Annotated in this window: 15 protein-coding genes; 8 read left to right on the top strand and 7 right to left on the bottom strand. The window is 71.3% G+C overall.

Annotated elements, in window-relative coordinates; all coding sequences use genetic code 11:
* The first annotated feature begins 1,488 nt into the window (after positions 1 to 1,488).
* Positions 1,489 to 2,610, top strand: coding sequence for an NADAR family protein (locus P3T27_RS39995; RefSeq protein ID WP_280686292.1), 1,122 nt, complete (start codon positions 1,489 to 1,491; stop codon positions 2,608 to 2,610).
* 257 nt (positions 2,611 to 2,867) lie between these two features.
* Here the strand turns inward: P3T27_RS39995 and P3T27_RS40000 are convergent, their stop codons facing one another.
* Positions 2,868 to 4,034 carry an alanine--tRNA ligase-related protein gene (locus P3T27_RS40000; RefSeq protein ID WP_280686293.1) on the bottom strand — a complete coding sequence of 389 codons (1,167 nt, stop codon included), beginning with the start codon at positions 4,032 to 4,034 and terminating at the stop codon, positions 2,868 to 2,870.
* A gap of 1,467 nt (positions 4,035 to 5,501) precedes the next feature.
* Positions 5,502 to 6,887: a replication-relaxation family protein gene (locus tag P3T27_RS40005; RefSeq protein WP_348534207.1), complete on the bottom strand. Its 1,386-nt coding sequence runs from the start codon at positions 6,885 to 6,887 to the stop codon at positions 5,502 to 5,504.
* Between P3T27_RS40005 and P3T27_RS40010 the strand changes: the two genes are divergently transcribed.
* On the top strand, positions 6,822 to 7,151 hold the full coding sequence (locus P3T27_RS40010) for a hypothetical protein (RefSeq protein ID WP_280686294.1): 330 nt from the start codon (positions 6,822 to 6,824) through the stop codon (positions 7,149 to 7,151). The genes P3T27_RS40005 and P3T27_RS40010 overlap by 66 nt on opposite strands.
* A gap of 85 nt (positions 7,152 to 7,236) precedes the next feature.
* Positions 7,237 to 10,866 (top strand): hypothetical protein, encoded by a 3,630-nt coding sequence (locus P3T27_RS40015; RefSeq protein ID WP_280686295.1) that lies wholly within the window; start codon positions 7,237 to 7,239, stop codon positions 10,864 to 10,866.
* 439 nt (positions 10,867 to 11,305) lie between these two features.
* Here P3T27_RS40015 and P3T27_RS40020 read toward each other — a convergent pair whose 3' ends face one another.
* Positions 11,306 to 12,055, bottom strand: a complete 750-nt coding sequence (locus P3T27_RS40020; RefSeq protein ID WP_280686296.1) for a hypothetical protein — start codon at positions 12,053 to 12,055, stop codon at positions 11,306 to 11,308.
* A 317-nt stretch (positions 12,056 to 12,372) separates the two neighbouring features.
* Here P3T27_RS40020 and P3T27_RS40025 point away from each other — a divergent pair, with 317 nt between their 5' ends.
* Positions 12,373 to 13,875: a DUF885 family protein gene (locus P3T27_RS40025; protein WP_348534206.1), complete on the top strand. Its 1,503-nt coding sequence runs from the start codon at positions 12,373 to 12,375 to the stop codon at positions 13,873 to 13,875.
* On the opposite strand, the gene P3T27_RS40030 is transcribed toward P3T27_RS40025, so the two are convergent.
* Complete coding sequence (locus P3T27_RS40030) at positions 13,859 to 15,076, bottom strand: MFS transporter (RefSeq protein ID WP_280686298.1); 1,218 nt, start codon at positions 15,074 to 15,076, stop codon at positions 13,859 to 13,861. The two genes, P3T27_RS40025 and P3T27_RS40030, sit on opposite strands and share 17 nt — an antisense overlap.
* 121 nt (positions 15,077 to 15,197) lie before the next feature.
* Here P3T27_RS40030 and P3T27_RS40035 point away from each other — a divergent pair, with 121 nt between their 5' ends.
* From P3T27_RS40035 to P3T27_RS40045, 3 genes are all read left to right on the top strand, one after another.
* Positions 15,198 to 16,202: a DUF5937 family protein gene (locus P3T27_RS40035; protein ID WP_280686299.1), complete on the top strand. Its 1,005-nt coding sequence runs from the start codon at positions 15,198 to 15,200 to the stop codon at positions 16,200 to 16,202.
* A gap of 285 nt (positions 16,203 to 16,487) precedes the next feature.
* Entirely contained in the window at positions 16,488 to 17,216 is a 729-nt protein-coding gene (locus P3T27_RS40040) for a hypothetical protein (RefSeq protein WP_280686300.1), read from the top strand.
* 591 nt (positions 17,217 to 17,807) lie between these two features.
* Positions 17,808 to 18,194, top strand: coding sequence for an RNase adapter RapZ (locus P3T27_RS40045; protein ID WP_280686301.1), 387 nt, complete (start codon positions 17,808 to 17,810; stop codon positions 18,192 to 18,194).
* A gap of 5 nt (positions 18,195 to 18,199) precedes the next feature.
* Here the strand turns inward: P3T27_RS40045 and P3T27_RS40050 are convergent, their stop codons facing one another.
* From P3T27_RS40050 to P3T27_RS40060, 3 genes are all read right to left on the bottom strand, one after another.
* The gene (locus tag P3T27_RS40050; RefSeq protein WP_280686302.1) at positions 18,200 to 18,628 is read right to left on the bottom strand and encodes a DUF4240 domain-containing protein; all 429 of its coding nucleotides are present in this window, start codon (positions 18,626 to 18,628) and stop codon (positions 18,200 to 18,202) included.
* A gap of 211 nt (positions 18,629 to 18,839) precedes the next feature.
* The gene (locus P3T27_RS40055) at positions 18,840 to 19,094 is read right to left on the bottom strand and encodes a hypothetical protein (RefSeq protein ID WP_280686303.1); all 255 of its coding nucleotides are present in this window, start codon (positions 19,092 to 19,094) and stop codon (positions 18,840 to 18,842) included.
* A complete protein-coding gene (locus P3T27_RS40060) occupies positions 19,088 to 19,543 on the bottom strand; it encodes an ATP-binding protein (protein WP_280686304.1) in 456 nt (151 codons plus the stop codon). The genes P3T27_RS40055 and P3T27_RS40060 overlap by 7 nt, the downstream gene beginning before the upstream one ends.
* A gap of 241 nt (positions 19,544 to 19,784) precedes the next feature.
* Here P3T27_RS40060 and P3T27_RS40065 point away from each other — a divergent pair, with 241 nt between their 5' ends.
* Positions 19,785 to 20,051, top strand: a complete 267-nt coding sequence (locus tag P3T27_RS40065) for a helix-turn-helix domain-containing protein (protein ID WP_280686305.1) — start codon at positions 19,785 to 19,787, stop codon at positions 20,049 to 20,051.
* Positions 20,052 to 20,144 lie beyond the last annotated feature (93 nt).

The following is a 20,144-nucleotide window of genomic DNA, read 5'->3' on the forward strand; positions in this document are numbered from 1 at the left end:
GGGGCGGAAGCCTGCGGCTTAGGCGTCGCCTGACGGCTCCTCAAGCGGTGCTGACGCACCGCCAGGTGCGGGGGTGACGGCTGCGCCGTCACCGTGCGTGGCGTGGCCCCGGCTACGCCGGGGCAGGCGGTGGGTGATTGGGGGAATTCGCCTGCGGCGAATTCGCGAGCATGCTTTGGTGGTTGATTGCGGGCGTCGGGCGTCGCTGCGCTCCGCATTCTCTGGGTATTGTCCCGGGCCTACGGCCCGTCAATCACTCGGCTTTCCGACTTTGTTCGACTGGTGTTTTCAAGGCCCTACGGGCCGATTGGCTGGCAGCCTTTCCCGGGCTGCGCCCGGGGGTGAGCGTTGACGATGTGACGCGGAATTCTGGTAGCAGCCCCTTCCCCCGATCGGGCGGGGGTGCCGGCCCGGGCCTGCGGCCCTGGGCGTTGACGATGTGTCGCGGACTTCGGGTATCAGTCACAACCTCACCCCAGGGCCCCCTCCCTCGGGCCCGGCCGGTGGCCGGTCCACCGCCTGGTTGCTGGGCTGGCGGCCCATCCTCCGCCCCTGGGGCGGGGCCTGCGGCCCTCGGGAGGCACCTTGGAGCCACCGGTCCGGCTCGGGCCTGACCGGCCCGGGTGGCGGGCCCTCACGGGCACCCCGCACGGCGGCCCCTGACGGGCCCTCAATCACGGATTCGGGACCGGCATCCGAAGCGTATCCGGCGGCGTTTCCCAGGCTTCCGAACAGCTCTATCCTACCGATCCCCGGACGGGCGCAAGACGCGAACAGCCAACCTCGTGTCAACCTTCCATCCCGGCTCTATCCGGCGGCACTCACGGCGAGAATGCGAATGCCCTTCCACTCTCTTTCGGGAGGAAATCAGAAAGCCCCGCGAGGCGCAGCGGACGGAAATAGAATTCAGGCACGCCAGAAAGTGGCCTACGGCCCTCTCCGCCGACACCACGGCCGCCGTTCCAAGCCACCCAAAAAATCCCACTCGACGTCAACGGAGCAATTCCCGGAACAGCAACACCAAACCGAACACCGAGCCAGGACGGGCGGCCAAGGCGCAGCACCGGGCGGGCGGGACGGCCGGTCCGGGCCACCACCAGCGCGGGCGCGGGCGCGGGCACGGCGGGCAGGACGGCCAAGTCGGGCGCAGCGGGACCGGCCTGGCGGCCGACCAGGCCGGCGGCCAGGGCCCAGCAGCGGAGCGCGGCACCGGGCGACGCGGGCGGGGGCGGGGAGAAGCCGAGGCCGGCGCACCGGCGCAGCCCGGTGTGTCGCGTCTCAGCGAAGTCTCACCAGTCTCGGTGGAGTTTGACTGCTGGCGGTTTGTCTCATCGAAGTTTGACCGCCCGGTTTGGTGCCTGACGCTTTCGGGGGTCTTGAAGTGCTGGCACGGGTCCGTGGGGCCCGTCCCGGTCAGCGCGGATCATTCTCAGGGCGGCCCGAGGAAAATCAAGGTCTCCTCGGCGGCCACTGCGACACAATCTCAGGATGATCGGCAATCGGATCACCCATCGCACGGCGGACGGCGTCCGCATACCCGGAACCTGGCGACACGTCTTCATCCGCAACGGCGGCCACTACTTCCTCACTGACCTCTTCATCTACGCCGACGGGCTCATCGACTGCTGGGGCCTGGTCACCGTCGAGGAGTTCGAGGAGAAGCTGCGCACCGGCTGGGTGGCCACCAGCTTCCCCGAGGGCGGGGAGGCGTCCGCGCACGACCTGGCGGAGTGGAAGTTCAGCGAGCCGCGGAGCTGGCGGACCCCTGAGCTACTCGTCGCAGAAGTACGGGACACCATTGACCGGCTGAACGGGCGGCCCGACTCGACCGGCCGCTGCCTGGCAGCGGTCGATGCCTTCCTCGCCGACCAGACCGAGGAGAACCGGGCTGCGGCCCGGGCCGCGTTCCTGGCCATCCCGGCCTCGCGGCGCCGCTACGCGCTGGGCGACATGGATCGGAAGGATGCGCCGCTGCGGGTGCTGGTGGCAGGGCCCGGCGGCCAGACCTACATACCGGCCGATCCGCCGATCACGCAAGAGGTCTACGACAGCGCCCTCGCGTACTTCGAGGAGCGGGCCCGCTGGAGGGCCGAGAAGCCCACGCGTGTCCCCGCGGACGGACCGGTGGCGTCGCACGCTCCGGCGGTCCAGCTCTACCACTCGTATCCGAACAAGCCGGTGGACGATCCCGGCAAGCTCGGCCTGCGCAACGACTACCCCGCCCCGATTACGGTGGGAGAGGTCAGCTACGCCTCTGTCGCCCATGCCTACTGGGCCTTGTCGGTTGCTCAGCCCGAGGTCCAGAGTGCGATCGCCATGGCGGAAACCGCCGCTTCAGCGCGCAAGCTCGCGACCGAGGCATTGCGTCGCGAGGGCTGGGAGCATGTCCGGACCGCCGTCATGACGCGGCTGCTGCGCGCCAAGTACGACCAGCACCCCGAACTGGCCGAGATCCTGCTGGCGACGGACGACGCCACCGTAATCTACGACGATGCAGAGTCGGCCTTCTGGGGCGACAACGCCGGCCACGGCCGCAACTGGACAGGCCGTCTCCTCGAACTTGTCCGCTCCGAACTGCACGCGCGGCGAGCCGGGATCTCGGGGCTGTGACCGAACCAGACGCGTGACTCCCAAGAGGGCCAGTCAAACTTCGTTGAGACTGACCAAACTTCGGTGAGACGGGTCATGGATCAGTTGTCATCGAAGATGGACCGACGGCGTTTTATGTCAATGAAGTTGGACCGAGAGCGGGTGTGGCGGATCAGCACTCCTTGTTGCGTGGTGGATCCCCGCTTTCCGTGACTGGGGATCCACCACGCAGGTGGGGGTCACGTCTCCGGACCTCGATTCGTCGCCGTGAACCGCCGTCACCGCGGCCGCAGGTTCAGGACGAGGTCGCGCGGCAGACCGTGGGTGTCGTGGAGGTAGTGGAAGTCCTCCTCGCTCAACGGGCCTCGGAATCGGGGGCGGGCCAGTACCTGCCGGCCGCGCTCCAGGAGCCGACTGAAACGGCGTTCCTCCTCGAGCAGTACCCGGCGCACGACGTCCGGGTCTCCGTCCTGGCGGAAGTGGTCCAGGGTGTGCTGGATCAGCTCGTCCGGCAGGTCTCCGAGACCGCGCCACGGATCGTCCCGCCGCAGCACGGTGAGCACCCGACGTACCAGCCGGCGCAGCACGTAGCCGCGGCCGGTGTTGGCCGGTCGCACCCCGTCGCCGATCACCACGATGGCCGAGCGCAGGTGGTCGCAGACCAGCCGCAGCGACGGTTCGTCCAGCTGCCACAAGGTCGGCACGATCCGGCGCCAGGGGTCGAAGACGTCGCACTCGAACACCGACCGCCGGCCCTGCAGCAGTGAGGCCAGCCGTTCCAGGCCGAGTCCGGTGTCGACGTTGCGCTGCGGGAGCGGCACGAGTGAACCGTCGACGAGCCGTCGATGCCGCATCATCACGTGGTTCCACACCTCCACCCAGCGGTCGTCACCGGTCGGCGTCGACTCCGGCGGGGTGTCGCCGGTCCACAGGAAGATCTCCGAGTCGGGGCCGCACGGGCCGGTCGGTCCGTTGGACCACCAGTTGTCCTCGACGGTGAGCTCTACCGGCACCCCGCGCTCCTGCCACAGCTCCAGCGAAGCGGTGTCGGGGCCGGTCTGGTTGTCGCCGCCGAAGACCGTGGCATGGAGCAGCCCCGGATCGATGCCGAACCCCTCGGTGAGCAGGCCGTGACCCCAGTCGAGGCTCAGTGGGCCCTCGTAGTCGCCGAGCGACCAGGTGCCGAGCATCTCGAAGACGGTCAGATGGGTGTTGTCGCCGACCTCCTCGAGGTCCGTGGTGCGCAGACAGCGCTGCACATTGACCAACCGCCGGCCGAGGGGGTGTGGGTGCCCCTCCAGGTACGGGGTGAGCGGGTGCATGCCGGAGGTGGTGAACAGCACCGGGTCGCCGGGCGGCGGCAGCAGGGTCGAGCCGGTGATCCGGCGGTGGCCGCGCTCCTCGAAGTACTCGACGAACGTGCGGACGATCTGATCGGTGTTCATGGGGTGGCTCCTTCGCGTGTGCAGCGGGGAGGCACCGGACAACGGGTCCGCACGATCATCGGAACCGGGGCGGGAACGCCATGGAACCACCGGCAGACCGTTTCCGGTCGCCGGTGGAAGTAGGGAGTACGTCAGGCGGCGGCAACCGGCGAGCTGGTCGCTCGCGCGGTCGCGGTGATGCTTCGGCCGGTGACGTTCATAGCGCCGAGGGTAACGCGTCCGGTGCCCCCGGGGCACACGATTTGCCGCTTGGACGTCCTGGCAAAACCCGCCAACTGACGCCCGGGGCGGACAGCCGGCCTGGGCTCGCTCCACACCGACAGACTCGCTCAGCTCCTCTGACCTGGGGCGGTCCAACTTCGCTGTCACGAACTGCCGTCGGTCCGACTTCGATGACAACTGGTCCAACTTCGTTGTCACAGGTCAGCCACCGGCCACCCAGCCGCCGAACACCACCACCAGAACAAGGCCGGCCCCGACAGCGGCTGCCGTCCTGGCCGTGCCCCGCCGCCCCGGACGGCGGCCAGGACAACCGGCACCTGGCGGTCGCAGCCACCACCCGAACAGCAGCCGCGGCCCCACTCCGGCCCCCTGTCGCACCCACCTGTCGCGCCCAGACCACAGACAGGGATTGAGGGGTATCCCCCCACGTCACAGCACGCGATAGCACCCCACACGACAGGGCAACGCGACAGCACCAGCACCTACTCCCGGACCGACCCGCAGCAGCCTCCCCGGACCACCACCAGAGCCACCACAGCAGCCTCCAGGGCGGCCTGACGGCCACCCAGCCACCCGGCCGGGACAGCGTCGCAGCGAGGCCGCCGAAGGCACAGCAGAACGACGGCCACGGCCCCGGACGACGACGAGGGCGGCGGCCAGCCCACCACCCCGACCACGGGAACCGGGCACCCCCAGCCCACCGTGCCCCAGGGCCGGTCCCGGCCCCTTGATCACCGAACGTTCTCGCAGGTGAGAGCCGGTACCAGTGACCGAAGTGACCGAAACCGCAGATCAAGACGCCGACGGCGCAGCAGGCGGCCAGGCCGGACGCAGCAACCCCGCACCCGAACGGCGAACACGGCAACCAGACGCGGCCCGCGCGGGCGCGGCCCGGACGGCAGCCACCCGCAGCCGGGCACCGCGACCAGCGCGCAACCCCGCACCACCAAACCGAACACCCACCCCCGCCACCACCCACACCCCCGCAATTCCAACCCGAATTCAAACCACCACAAGCAACCAATCCGCCAAAACAGCCGAACGAAATACCCGGCGGAATCCACACCCGAACACACGCCCGCAACACCGAACCGCCCCCCGCCAACAGCCGACCCGACCCCCAACCCCACCCACCACCACACACAGTCACCACACCAGCCGCCCACCCATCACCCCAACAGGCACAACCAAAGGTCCAGACAACCCGACATGAGAGGCCATTCCACGCCCACAACCACCAACAGGTCACACCCTGCGGTCCCTCACCGGGTAGAGCTTCGCGTGAAGCACGCGGTCCTCCCACCACGGATCGTCCGGGGCGGAGACAAGCGCGGCCACCAGCTCCCGCTTCGTCGGCACCGGCAGCACCAGCGGGCCCAGCTCCTCCACCTCCCGGTCGCTGACGCACTGCGGGCACTCCAGCCGGTCCGGGCCCGCCTTCTCCCGCAGCTCCAGCTTCGAGCCGGCCCTCCCTCCGATCGAACCCCGGCAGGTCCAGCACGGGCGCAGCAACGCGTTCGCGGCCCGGGCGGCTTCCAGCTGCTCTTCGGCCTCCCGTTCCAGTCGCTCGTTGCGGTCCTGGTGGCAGGTCCAGCAGCGGCCGCCGGGTCGGCGGGTCCACTGGCCGTGGAGCCCGTACTCGTAGGTGCTCTCCGCTTCGGGGACGTCGCCGCAGTCCACGCAGACCAGGGACTCCATCAGCTCCTGGTGGGCCTGGTGCTCCTCGTCCTCGCGGGCGGCCTGACGCTGGTCGTAGGCGGCGCGGTTGTTCGGGTTCTCCAGCGCCTCGATGAGGGAGTACCGGCCCGAGCGGCCGAAGCGCCACCACACCGGCCCGAGCGGGCCGTGCTCGGCCAGCAGCTCCAGGGTGGTCGCGACGATGGGCACAGCGTCGTCGTACTCGCGCCAGCCGTCCTCGTTGTCGTCGCGGACCTCCCTGCACCAGCGGCCGCGCCAGCACTCGGCCGACAGGTCCCCGATCGCTTCCTGGCGGTTGGCCAGCGCGACCGGTCCGGCATCGGTGACGACCAGCGCGACCGGCGGGTAGCCGGGTCGGGTGTGGCCGGGGTAAGCGCGGCGCCACCAGTGCACCGTCCGGTCGGCCGGCTCCCGGTCGGCGAGGGCCGGGTCGTTGTCGCGGACCTTGGTGCGGAACAGCTCGCGGTACCGGGGGAACTTCGCGGCGACGTCAGCCGGCGTCATGGTGGAACGGTCGACCTCGACCATCAGCACCGGCACCCCGATCTCCGGGGCCTGCCACACACCGTCCGGGCGCACCTTGCGCTTGCCGCCCGGCAGCAGGAACTCGGTCTCGGTCGACCAGGACCGCACCGTGCCGACGCCGCCCGCGGCCCCGGGCGCGCTGCCGCCGAGGACGAACGCGGCGATCGTCTCGTTGACCGCCATCGCATGCTGGGCGCCGGAGCGCCCGGCGCCCCGAGCCGTTCCGCCCATCTCCGAGCGGACCATCCCAAGCACCTGCCCGGCCGCGTCCAGCCCGGCAGCACCCTCCAGCCGCCACGTCTTGTGCCGAGCCTTGGTGTTGCCGTCGGAAGCGACCAGGCCGTGCAGCGCGAGATCGCGCAGCGCCTGCCGGATCGCCTTGTTCGACGCCGCCCGGGGGCGCAGCAGGCGCTGGAGCTGGTCGGCCGTGGCGGCCTTGAGGACGCCGAGCGCGCCGAGGACATCGGCCCGCAGCGCGGTGGTCGAGCCGTTGGGGTTGGCAGCGCCGCGCCGGTAGGCGGTGCGGCCCGGCCGGGACGGCTCGGCCGGTTCGACGGCGTCGGCCTGGCCGTCGTTGTCGTCGGGCTGGACAAGGCACTGACGGGTGGTCGAGCAGCGCGGCGGCGAGTACCCCGTCCTTCCGGAGCCGGGGGCGACCCTTGGTCAATGTGACCACCGGCGCCACCTTCATCGCGTGAGGCCCACTGTCCGGAGAGAGCGGCGGCAAGCCCGGTACGGACGCTGCTAGCGTGGCGCGATGACTCTCCACGGCGCGCCCGGAACGGACGTTGACCCCTCGCGGCTGGCTGACGGCTCCCGCATTGCCGATGCCCTCATCGCTCTCGGACCCAACGGCGTCCGGGCGCTCGGGCACCTGCGGGACGCCCGTCTCAAGCTGTCCGAGCTCGACCGGTGGTCGCAGCCGCTGGAGAGCACGCTCGCCTCCTGCCGGTCCGCGATCGACAGCCTCCTCAAGGAGGCCGGCGAGGAATTCGAAGGCCCGAGGGACGCCCAGAAACAGGTCAACCGCGAGGTCAAGGCGCTCCTGCAGCAACCGGCCGAGCAGGCCACCGCACTGGCGAAGCTGTTCGCTGCCCTCGACCGCGAGGTGGACGTGCCGGACGTCCTGGAGCCGCGTGCTGGCATCGGCGCGGGCGTCCAGGGGCTTATCCGGACCCCTGCCGACCGTCTCCCCGGCCTCGTAGACCCGCGGCCGGAGTACGACGCCGAACTCGAACTTCTCGCCATCGTCGCCGCGCTGGAGACCCTCCCGTTGGACCCGACGGAGCAGCAGGCGCTGGTAGCGGTCCTGCGCCGGCTGCAGCAGGCTCGGCGGGACTCGGGCGCGGCCGCGCGTACGGTCCGGCCGGACGCGCTGGCCGGGCTGCGCGAAGCCGTCGCCTACCAGAGGCGGGAGGAGCAGGACGGCGGTGCATTCCGCCGCCGCCAGCTCGCGGACATCGTGCGCCAGCGAACGGGCACCACGCCTGGAATGGGTGAGCAGGAGGCCTTCCGGGCGTGGGCGAAGTTCTACCGCCAGACCTCCGGCGTGCTTCATGGCAGCTCCGGCGACGGAGAGGCGAGCACACGAAAGCTGTTCGCCGACTTGGTGGCCCACGTCGAGCAACTGGTGCTCGACCTGCCGGCCCTTGCCCCGCTGTTGGTCCCGCTCGTCACGGCCCAGGCGCCGACCGCGGCGGACGCCGAAGCTGTCGCCGCCCTCCAGCAGCCGCGTGCGATCCGCTACTTCTTCATGCACGCCGTCAGCCCCGACTGGCTAGACCTGATCAGCAACGGGCGGCTGCTGCCGGAGACCGCACACTGGCCCGCCCAGCCGTATCTGGAGCGCATCGCCGTCACCGACCCGCAACGAGCGCTGGCCTGGCTCACCGCGAACCAGAACGCCTTCGGTGGAGCGGACCCGGAGGTCCTGGCCGGCCTGCTGCGCGTAGCGCGCCAGATCGGCGGCTCCTCGGCGGCGATCGTCCTCTCGACGCTGGCCAAGGACGACGTCCTGCTCGAGCCGCTGTGGCAGCTAGTGGTGACTTGGCTGGTCGGCGTCCCGGTGGACGTGCGGGATCTGGCCTGGGTCGAGGTGGCCAAGCGGGTGCTGCTGCACGTGGTGGAGAACTCTGCCGGGCAGCGATGGGAGATCCAGCAGCAGCTCACCGAACTCCAGACGACCGCCTACAGCCAGGACGGGCCCGGGGACGCCGCGGTCGTGAGGGCAGTACGCGCCACCCTGCTGGAGGTGACCACCGCCGCGGTGGGGGCAGAGCTGGAACTCGGGGACCTCGACATGGCGGACGACCTGCGACAGGTGGTCCGCGCCGACGACTTCGCCCCGACCACCACCCGCATCACGGTGCGCTCCCTGCTCGACCTCGCCCGGACCGAATCCGGACACGGCACCGCGCTGCCGGAACGCACCGCCAAGTGGGCCGACCTTCCCGGCCCGCCCCGGTGGGCCGACCGCGTGCTGGCCGCCCACCTGCTGGAGACCGTGCCTGACCGGGATCCGGCCTCTTACGAGGCGTGGCAGTCAGCCGCCCGCGACGTCCTCTCCCGGATCGGCTCGGTCAAGCAGGTGGGCGCCGACACCCTGGACCTGGTCGCCACCGTCGTCGACCGCTGCCCGCCGGACACCCTCCCGGACCTGGAAGCGCTGCTGACCACGGCACTCGGAACCGCACCGGACCCCGCAGGCCTCGAAGCCGGCCGCCATGCCCTGGCGAACTGGCCCACGACCGTGCCACCGACGGGCTGGTCGACGCTCTGGGCCCTCTCCCCCGTCCTGCCACCCGCCGTCCTCGCACCCTGGCAGGACGTCGTCGACGCCGTGACCGAGCTGTTCGGCCCCGCTCCCCGCCGTCCGCTCCCCCGTATTCGCTTCGTGCCCTACCTCGACGGCCTCACCGCCGCCGTGCAGGACCTTGAGACCGTTGCGGTCGCTCAGGGCGCCCCGGCCGCCGCCGTCGCCCTGCGGGAACGCATGCGCGCCGGAACGCTCTCCCCGGACTACGCCCGCATTGTCGTCGGCCGGCTCGTCGCTACCGACCCGAACTCCTGGTCCCAAGCCCTCCCGGCCGTGGTCGCAGCTCTGGAGGAGCCCGTCCTGCAGCACGGCTACCTGGCCGCATTGCGCACCCCGCTGATCGCCGACCCATGCCCGCTCACCGACCCGGTCACGGTCTGGGCCGCGGTCACCGAAGCCCTGTGGAACCTGGTCTGCGCCCGCGACGGCGACCCCGCCACCGGTAGCGAGGCGCAGCTGACCCTGTGCCTGATCGTGATCGACGCCTGGACCCGAGACGTGGACCTCGGAGCGGTCGAGCAGCCGGTCATCCAGTGGCTGAGCGTTGTCGTCACCGCCTGGACCGCACCGGCTGACCCGTCGGCCGCCGACCCGCTGAAGGTTGCGTACGGCGAGCTCGGCGGGCTGGCCGTGGATGCCGTAATCCGATGGGGCCTGGTCCGGGCCGCCGCACCGGCCGAACTCGTCCCCGAAGCGGCGGACGTCCTCGGCGACCTCCTCGACGCGGGCTCCGACGACCGGGCCATGGCCGTCATCGGCGACCACCTCCCCGTCCTGCTGAACCGCGCTCCCACCTGGATCCAGGAGCACCGGGCTCAACTGCTCGGCCTGGACCGGCCGCACTGCCCGGCCGTCACCGCCATCACCTCCCGGCACGTCGTGGACGATGTCGCCCTCGACGTGATGAGGCATCTCGACCGGGACCAGCTCGTCGCCTACCTGCGCTGCAGGAGCGGGGACGAAGGAGGGGGCAGCAGCAACCAGGTGCTGTGGGAGGCCTGCGCGGGCCTCCTCCTGCTGGACCCGGCCGCGCTCGGCGGCCGGAGCGAGTTCCTCGAACTGCTCGCTGCCGCGCACGAGGGCGCACCGGCCGTCTCCCGGCTGCTCGGCGCGGCCGGGTGGGTCCTGCCCCGCGCCGCCACCGAGGCGAATTCGTGGGTCTTCGACAACGCGGTGAGCTTGTGGCACGACGTTCTCGGCCTCGGCCTGCCGGCGGAGGCCGGGCACCTGCGCGGTGCGGGCGAGTTCGCCTACGCGAAGGCCATGGACGACGCGGTGTGGCTGGAGCTGACCGCAGCCACCGTCGAACGGACCCCGGCCATCTCCAAGGCCGACTCCGTCGTCCGCCGAGCCGCCCGGCACCCCGACTCCGAAGCCGCACACCGCATCGTCGCCGGCCTGCTGACCCAGTGCGACGGCACCACCCCCACCACCCTCTCCGACTACCGGCTGGACGAGATCACGCGCGAGGGCATCGCCCTGTGGTCCGCCACCAGTGCGGGCACGCCCGGACGAACGGAGCTGGGAGAAGCGCTCGCCCGGCACGCCGACTTCCTGGAAGCCGTCGTCTGACCCGGCCTCGCCAGCAAATCCGCCGACTGCGGCCTGGCCGGGCCGCAGTCGGCGAGCCCGTTAGGTCTGCCGTGTGTGGGTGAGGGGGCAGGGCTGGAGGAGGCCGAGCGGCAGGCCTCCCACACAGTGTGGGCCGACGGGTACTGGTCCACGCTCTCCGGGGAGGATCAGGCGGCCGCGCTGCCCGATTTTGGCGACGGTGACCACGGGCTCCTGCTGTTTCATGAGCGGCACGGTAGCCCGCAGACCCGGCACGGGTGAGCACGTTCCGAAAATGCTCACCCTGGGTGTCATGGGCCCGGCCGGGTGGCCGAGCAGGAGATGCGGGACGGGCCGGCTACCGGTGTTCGACAAAGTGGGCGAGGGACGCCCGGGGCTACCCGTCTCGCCGGTACCAGCGTGTCCTACCGCCCGGGCTGGTGCGGACAGCAGGCTCGACTCAGCCGCTCTTGAACAAGTCAGTACCAGCTGAGATAAGAGTGCCGACGGCGGCCACGGCGGCGACCAACGCCGCAATGGCTGTCAATTTCTCCATGGTGGGCAATCGGCTCCACAGGCTGCCGGTCGGCAGTTGGCGCGTGGGTTCCAGGCACCCTCGGGCGCTCCGGTCCTGTAGCCATTCCTTGAGAGCGAGTACGAAGAACACGGTGGTGAGTAGACCCAGGATGGTAAGGGGCGGCGGTGCGGCCCCAGGTGCAGGTGTGTACCAGAAGTATCCGTACCAGAGCAGGACACCGAACGTGGCCACGCCAACGAGGGACTTACGCATCTGCTTCCGCGCGGGGGACATCGGGCTGTCGATAGCGCCGATCCGCTTGTGTTCGAGGTAGATGCGAATCTTGGAGTCGGAACCATAGACCAGCGTCGTGTCGCTGCCTGTGACATGGGTGTCCACACGCTCAGCGGTTAGCCGAATGGTGATGCTGCGCTTACCAGCCGGGTCGGTCGCCTCGTAGGTCAGGTTGTCCCACTCATCGGGGTCGCCGGGCAGTGGCGCGGCCTGGACCATCGCTACCAGATCGTTCAGGGTAGGGGCACTGAACGTGCGGTGGTGGCGCTCGTGCGACACCACGATCTCTGGCGGCTGGAAGCCCTCGGATGCGGTGGCGAACAGGCCATCGAGTTCGCGGCGCCCGAGTCTGCTTCGGTAGTACTCACCCGGCAACGTGGTCGGCGGTGGGGTGCTCATGTACGCATTCTGGCATCGCCACCCTTTTACACATCGCGAGTTGACCAACTGGATCATGGCCGGACCCGAGGAGGCGATCAGCTCAACTCATCGTGGCTGTTGTCCACCCTGCGGTCGGCGTGGGCCGCCATGGTGCTTCTCACTCTGGAAGCCAGGGCGCGCCATGTCAGTGGTCGCGCGCCGTTCGGTGCCGCGCCGGGTGTTCGCTGGGCTTCGAGGGCGAGAGCAGTGGTGGTCCCGGCCCGACCGAGGAGAACCAAACCAGGAGCAGGCTGGACCGGCCCACGGGCTGGACGCCTGACTGGAGCGCGCAGGGGGTGACCCGGCACCGCGGGACGCTCTCCCTGTTCCGGCAGGCCGTGGCGGCGCTCGCCCCCGGCGTGGCTCCGGTGCCGGTGCACGTGGACCACCGGCTGGTCTCCTCGGCCGTCGCGCGCGCCGGCTGGGAGCTGGACACCCTGCGACTGTGGCAGCGGCATCCGGGCTTCTACGTGGATCAGGCGCTCGGTGCCGTGTACGACCTGCTGCTGCCCCCGCCGCCGTTCGGGCCGGTCCGGGCCCAGGCCGTGCTGCGGCACATGCGCGACGTGCCCAGGGTGCTGGGCTGGGCCGAGGAGAACACCCGGGAGTGCGCCGAGGCGGAGTTCACCGCCCTCACCGTCCGGGAGCTGGAGGACATCGAAACGCGCCTCGCCCGGGCCGTCCGCGAGCTGGCCCCGCACGTCCCGGAGGTGTCCCGGGAGCTGGCGGAGGCAGCCGGCTCGGCCGCGCGGGCGCTCGGCGCCTTCCGGGAGCGCTGGCGGGCGCGGGTGCCCGGCCTGCCGCCGTACCGGCCGGTGGGCGAGGGCTCGTTCCAGCGGTACCTGGCCGAGGTCGCCCTGCTGCCGTGGACCGTGGCCGAGTTGCGCGCGCTGGGCCGGCGCGAGGACGACCGTGCGGCCATGGCGGATCTGGTCGGCACGCGGCACGGCTGCCCGGCCGGTGAGCCCGCGCTACCCGTGGACGCCGCGGCGCAGTGCGCCCGGCACGCCGCCGCAGAGGAGAGCGTACGGGCCTTCTACCGTGACCGGGCGCTGCTCGACCTGCCCGCCGACCTGCCCCGCTACCGCACCGCTTTGTTGCCGGGCTATCTGGCGGAGCTGAGCTGGCTCGGCATCACCGACGACTTGACCGGACCGGACCGGCTCGCCGAGGACGCGGTCAGCTATGTGCCCCCGCCCCGTCCCGACCTGCCCTACTTCGACCGGGCGAACGCGCACGACCCCCGGTTGGGCATCATCCACGAGGGCGTGCACCACCAGCAGCTCGCGATGTCCTGGCGGCATCCCGATCCGGTCCGCCGCCACTTCTACGACTCGGCCGTCAACGAGGGCATCGCCTTCTACCACGAGGAGCTGGTTCTGCTGGCCGGGCTCTTCGACGACGACCCCGCCTCCCGCCGTACCGTGCGCAACTTCATGCGCCTGCGCGGCGCGCGGGTGGGCGTCGACATCGCCCTGGCGGTGGGCGGCGTGACCGTGCCCGAGGCGGCGGAACTGCTGGTCCGCGAGGTCCCGCTGGACGCCGCGACCGCGCACCACGAGGCCGCGTTCTTCGCCCTGACCCCCGGTCAGGGCCTGTCCTACCAGGCCGGCAAGACGCAGGTGCTGGCGCTGCTGGCGGATGCGCGCCGCCTGTTCGGGGAACGCTTCGAGCTGCGGCGCTTTCACAACCACCTGTGGCGCAACGGCAATGTCCCGCTGTCGCTGCTGCGCTGGGAGTACCTCGGTGACCGGGAGGAGGTGGACCGCGCGGACGCCCTTGTCACGGCGTCGGCCTGAGTACCCGCACCAGCAGCGCCGTGCAGAGCAGGGAGGCCGCCGCCGCCACGGCGATGCCCGCCGACGGCCGGGCCAGCTCGGCGACGGCGCCGGTCAGGCCGGCGGCGATGCCCTGGCAGGACATCAGGCCGGAGGCCGCCAGCCCGAAAGCCTGACCGCGTGACTCGACGGGGACGACGTCGACGAACGATTCCTGGAGGCACAGGCTGTAGCCGAAGCCGATACTGGCCAGCGCCGCCAGCCCGGCGGCCGCGGCGATGCCCGGCTGGGCGGCGAAGAGCAGGTACGGGGCGCCCAGCAGCACGGACAGCGGCAGTGCCCAGCGGCTGCGCCGGCGTCGGGTGGCGAAACGGCCGACGAGGGTGTCGCCGATCAGCATGCCCAGCGCCGCGGCGGTGAGCAGCGCGCCGACGGCCCGGGGGCTGCCGATCTCGTCCGCGTACGAGATCATGGTCGCTTCTGCGCCGACGATCCAGCACGCGGGCAGGCACAGCGCCAGCAGCAGGCGGCGCACCCGGACGTCCGCCCACAGCGCCCGGTTGACCGCCCAGGTCGTGGAGAGGGCCCGTGCCGGGGTGACGGCGGATCCGCCCGCCCCTCGCGGCGGGCGGATCCGCAGGCCCAGGCGGAGCACCGCGGCGGACAGCAGGGCGCCGCCGCAGACCACCCAGAGTGTGCCGACCGGCCCGAGCAGTGCGAGCAGGGCGCCGCCCACGGCGAAGCCGCAGATCTGCGCGGCGCCGACTGTGACGTTCATCAGGGACTGGGCCAGCACGAACCGGCGCTCGCCCATGAGTTCTGGGAGCAGGGCTGTCTTCATGGCGGCGGGCACGGGGTCGAACAGGCCGTACAGCATGCTCAGGGCCAGGACTCCGGGCACCGGCAGCACGTCGAGGGCCAGCACGGCCGCTCCGGCTGCTCGGGCCGCGTCCCAGGCGGCCATGGTCAGCCGGGGCGGGAGCCGGTCTGCCAGGGAGAGCAGGGCGGCGCTGCCGAACACCTGCGGCAGCAGTCCCGCCACGTAGGCGATGCCGGACAGCAGGGGGGAGCCGCTGCGGCTGTAGACGAGCGCGGACAGGGCGAGGGCCTTCATGACCTCGCCCAGGTTGAGCAGCGCGTGGGCCACCCACAGCACGCGGAAGTCCCGTTCCCGGAACACCTCCCGGTATCCCGGGGGCCGAGTGTCGTCGCTGACGAGCATGGTGTTTCTCCTGGGGCGGGGGGACGGTTCGGCGGCGGTTCTCCGCCGGCCGGGAGACAGCAGGATGGCCACGCGCGGACGGCGCCCACTAAGGTTTCGTCCACAGGCGAAAGGTCATGTCGTGACGCTGCGCATCGAGATGGGGGCCGGAGACCTCGGGGCCAGTCGTTTCGCGATATCCCCGATCACCCAGGTCGTGGCGGCCCTGCTGGTCCTGTCCGGCCGGATCTCCTCGTGGACGGCGCGGCCGTGGGTGGAGCGCAATCGGGGGCGTCTGCGGGCGATGTGCGATGCCGAGCCGGACCTGGGGACCTTGGTGTCCGTCCTGCGTGTCCGCGGCTACAACCCGGACTTCATCGCACCGCCTCCCCGGGGCAGCTCTTCGACGTTCATTCAGGACCTGGCCGCGGTCCGGGAGACGCCGGCGGCGCGGGCCCATCAGGAGGTGATGCGGGTCCTCGAAGGGCGCGAGCTGCCCGACGGGGTGGCCCGCATCTTCGACTCGCCCGATCCCGTGGGCCGCTTCACGCGTGTCCTGGGCCTGGCCTGGGAGGAGTTCGTGGCCCCGGACTGGGACCGGATGCGCGCCATCTTGCAGCGTGATCTCGCCCACCGCGCCGACCGGCTGATCGCCGAGGGCTGGAACGGCGTGCTCGGCGACCTGGCCCCCACGGTCCGGTGGCGCACCCATGCCCGCGGTGCCGTCATCGAGGTCTCCGGCATGCCGGACGAGGAACGGGTCCTGCGCCGGGGCGGCGTCCTGTACCTGCCCAACCTGTTCGACGCCCTGTGGGTCTGCCTGGACGAACCGTGGCGCAACGCCGTGGTCTACCCGGCCGGTGGCGCCGCCGCCCTGTGGCCGGCCGCCGCCCCGTGCCGTCCGGCCGCGGATCACCTGGTCCCGCTGATCGGCCGGTCCAGGGCTCTGATCCTCGCCACCCTGGACGGACCGGTCACCACCACGCAGCTCACCCGCGCCCTGCGCATGAGCCTCGGCGCGGTCGGCGGCCATCTGGCCGTCCTGCGCAGGTCCGGTCTGGTCGAGGGCACCCGGACGGGCCGCGCCGTGGTCTACCGGCGCACCGGGCTGGGCGACGCGTTGGTCGCGAGGCCCTCCACGGGCTGAGATAGCCAGGGGATTGGCCGCCGATACGCCGAAGATATGCGTGCGTCGACCATGGGCCCGAGCACGTCCTTCACCTGCGAGGAGGCCCGCCCGTGACGTCCGCTGTCCCCACCGGTCCCGCTCCCGGCAGCACCGGGACAGCGCAGGTGTGTGCCACGGGCCCGTGATGCCCAGTTCGCCCTCGTCCTCGGCCGGCTGTCCGGTGGTCGCGTCGGCCGAGGGAAATCACCACCCCGCTGGAGACGGCGCATGGTTGACCGGCCGGACCGCTTGGAGGACTCCCCGATGAGCAGTAACCCCATGACGTACACAGGCGCCGCCGCGGCGCCGCCGGCCACCGGCACGCTCGATGTGTCGGTGGCCGTCCCCCTGCCCCCCGCCACGGCCCGCGGCCTGCAGCTGCTGGCGGAGCACGCCGGCCACGCCCCGGCCGCGGTGCCGCTGGCGGGCTTCTGGGCCCTGCTGCTGCGGTGGAGCGGCCACGAGGAGGTGCAGGTCGACACGTCGTCCGGACCGCTGCGCTGCCGCACGGACGAGGAGACCACGTTCCGGCAGCTCATCGAGCAGGCCGCCCGGGCGACGCGTGCCGCGGGGGCTTCCTCGGCCTCCTACCGGGCCGTCGTCCCCCATCCGCTGGTGGCCGCAGGCAGCGCGCACGAGCTCCGGCTCAGCTGCTCCTGGGGCGCGCAGGGGATCCACTGCGCGCTGGAGTGTGCACCGGGAACGTTCAGCGCGGCCGAACTCGGCCGCTTTGCCGGGCAGTTGTCGGTGCTGCTGACCAACGGCACGATTCGCCCGGATCAGTACGTCCAGGAGCTGGGCCTGATCACCGCCGAGGAGCGGCGCGCCGCCGTCGGCCCGTTCAACGACACAGCGCGTTTCTTCGACGATTCCCTGCTGCTGCATCAGCTGGTGGAGGCCCAGGTCGCGCGTACCCCCGATGCCGTCGCCGTGCGCTGCGGCGCCGAGAGGAGGGCTTCGTCATCTCTGCGGGCGTCCCGGGCACGGTGCTGATGCACCCTGAGGACGCCCCCGACCTTCAACCGCTGCCCAACTGGGAGAACAGCACCGGCTGCTGCGGGCCGGCGGGTGACGAAGGACTCAACCGAGCCTGTCCCTGCGGCGCCCCGGTCGCGACGCTAGCGGCAGACTGCTTCGGGCCCTACGAACTGCACCTCGACCCTGTCCGAACCTACGCGTTCTCCCAGTAGACACGCTGACGGCCGCCCCGGAGCGCGACACGCCCGGGACGGCCTCTTGTCCGGCGACTTCACGACTACTTTCCGTTGCGAAGGCACTTCGATGACGAGCTGAACGTCGAGCTGGACTGGTTCGGATAAGCCTGCATCCGCTGCCCCGTCCTCCAACTCGACCCCCACCAGAAGGTCCGCCTCATCGAGATCATCCAGAACCTGCGCGAGCGCATCCGAGAAGCCCGCGCCAACGGCTGGCTCGGCGAAGTCGAAGGTCTCCAGGTCAGCTTCGACGCTGCCACCGCCAAGCTCGCCAGCCTCAACCGGACCCGCGCCGACGGTCGGCCCCAACTGGTCAACCTCGGCATGCCCCTCTTCACCGACACCCCGCCCACGACAGGAGAGCCCGGCCGTGCACCCGATACGCCTGATCTCGTTCGGCTACCTGCACCTCAAGGGAGGCCCGCCGCCGACCGCTGACCGTGTCGAGGACGTCCGCGACCGGCTCCGTGACCCGGCCGCCGCCCGCGACATCCTCGACCTCGACGGCCTCAACCCCCGAGTCCAGCAGGTCGTCCTCAACACCCCCGGCGCCCGCGAACTGATCGCCAACCTGGCCGACTACGCGGAACTCCCCGCGGGCCCCCGGCGCATCGCCATCGGATGCGCCGGGGGCCGGCACAGGGCATCCGGTCTCACCGAAATCCTCGCCCGCGAACTCCGCGACCGTGGGCACCAGGTCGAGGTCGAGCACCTCCACGTCCACCTGCCCCGCGTGCTGAAGAGCAACGGGCGGTGACTCGCTCAGTCCGCCCAGCCTTCCGTGTTGGAGTACGACTCATAGCTGTAGCGGGTGCCGCGGTCCCATTCACGGCCAGTCAGGCTCTGGTAGGCGGTGTCCGGGACGTACAGCAGCGGCTCGGCCCAGATGAAGTCGTCTGCGTACGGCAAGAACAGGGCCGGGTCGTTCAGCACCGCTTCGTACTCGTCTCGACCGGCGGCCACGACGGCGGCGCGAGTGTAGAGAAACGCGTCACCCGACACCCTGGTGCCGTACTCCTTGCGATCGAGTCGGTACAGGGCCCAGGAGAGCTGCTCGGCGAATCCCACGACTGCTGGCAGCGGACCGTTCATCAGCCTGGCCTCCAGAGCGGCGGCGAGCTGTTCCGAGTCCGGATCGGCCCCGGTGGGCCTGCACTCGTCGATGAGCTGCCAAAAGGAGTCCTCGTTCATGGCGGACAGCATGGACGTCGGCTGTGACAGTCCAGCTACCGGCACGACCTCTCCGTCCCCCCGACACCTGGACGCCACCGCACCAGAGGCAAGTCAAATCACGCCGGGATCATGCTTTACCCGGCCGACACCCGTAGTCCGGAAAAGCAGCGCGGTGGCGGTCGGCGTAGCCGCCGGGGTGGCGGTCGGCGTAGCCGCCGGGGTGGCGGGGTCAGGGGTTGGGGCCGAGGCGGGAGCACGCCCTGTCCAGCAGCGCGCGATCGGCGCCGGTGCCGGGGCGCTGGTCCAGGGCCGCGTAGGCGTGGGAAGTGATCTTCGCCCAGGTCCGGAAGTTCCCCCGCGCCAAGGTCTCGTCCGCGTGCAGCAGGTCCGCGTCGGCCGCGGTGTGCCACAGCGGATGGAACAGGCGCAGCACAGCAGGGACCTGGGAGGCCTCCAGGCGGGGGACGTGCTGCCAGGTCAGCACCCGCGAAGCCAGCGCGGGGCCCGGGCCAGCGTGCGCTCGGCCCCGGCCCCGCACAGCACCAGCGAGGTCTGCGTGGCCGGGGCGTCGGCCAGCAGGCGCAGGTAGTCGAGCTCGGGGGCGGCGATGCGCTGGACGTCGTCGATCAGCAGCACACCCGGGGCCTTGAAGGCGTCGATGAGCGCGCGGTCGGCCGCGTCCGTGCGGTTCGTCAGCGCGCCGGCCGGCAGGCCGAACGCCGTCAGCAGCGCGGCGCGCAGCTGCGGCAAGGCCGGCTTCACCGCCACCTGCGCCAGGCGGACGGGCAGGCGGCGCGGCAGCAGGCCAAGGGCCCGGTGGACCGCGACCGTCTTGCCCTGCCCCGCATCCCCGTACACGCACGCGATCCCCCGCGCGGCGACCGTGTGCGCGAGCGCCTCCGTCACCTCGCCCAGCTGGCGCGTCGCAACCACGTGAGCACCGGGAACGTACAACCGCACCCCCAACGGCACGACCCCCGCGGGGCCGTCGGACACGGCCACCGGAACGGTGATGGCGCTGGTTGAATCTCCCCAGGTGGTGCTGGTGGTTGGGCCAAACATGCTGGGCTTGGTTCCCCACCCTTTGGGTGATCCTCTCCGGCGTGTCTGGATAGCTGGGGTGGGCTGCGGCAAGCCTGCGTGAGCAACGGTTGGGCCTCGTCGGAGGGGCTGGGTGCTCACAGTGGAAGAAGACCTCGACGCGCACGCTCTGCGCCGTCAGGGCTGGACGATCTCGGCGATCGCCCGCCATCTGGGCCGGGACCGCAAGACGATCCGGGCCTACCTGAACGGCGAGCGGATTCCGCAGCAGCGTCGCCAGGCTCCCGACGCCTTCGTGCCGTTCCTGGACTACTGCCGCCAACGCCTGGCTGACGACCCTCACTTGTGGGCCTCAGCACTGTTCGATGAGGTGGTCCAGCTCGACTACCGGGGCGCTTAGGGCGTCCGCCAGTAGGTCATCGGATGCGGGGGCTTCGAGGCCGGGTGTCCCAGCGGTAGAGGGTCCAAGCCCGTCGGATTAGGCAGCGGACAG

Source organism: Kitasatospora sp. MAA19, from assembly GCF_029894125.1.
Taxonomy (GTDB): Bacteria; Actinomycetota; Actinomycetes; order Streptomycetales; family Streptomycetaceae; genus Kitasatospora.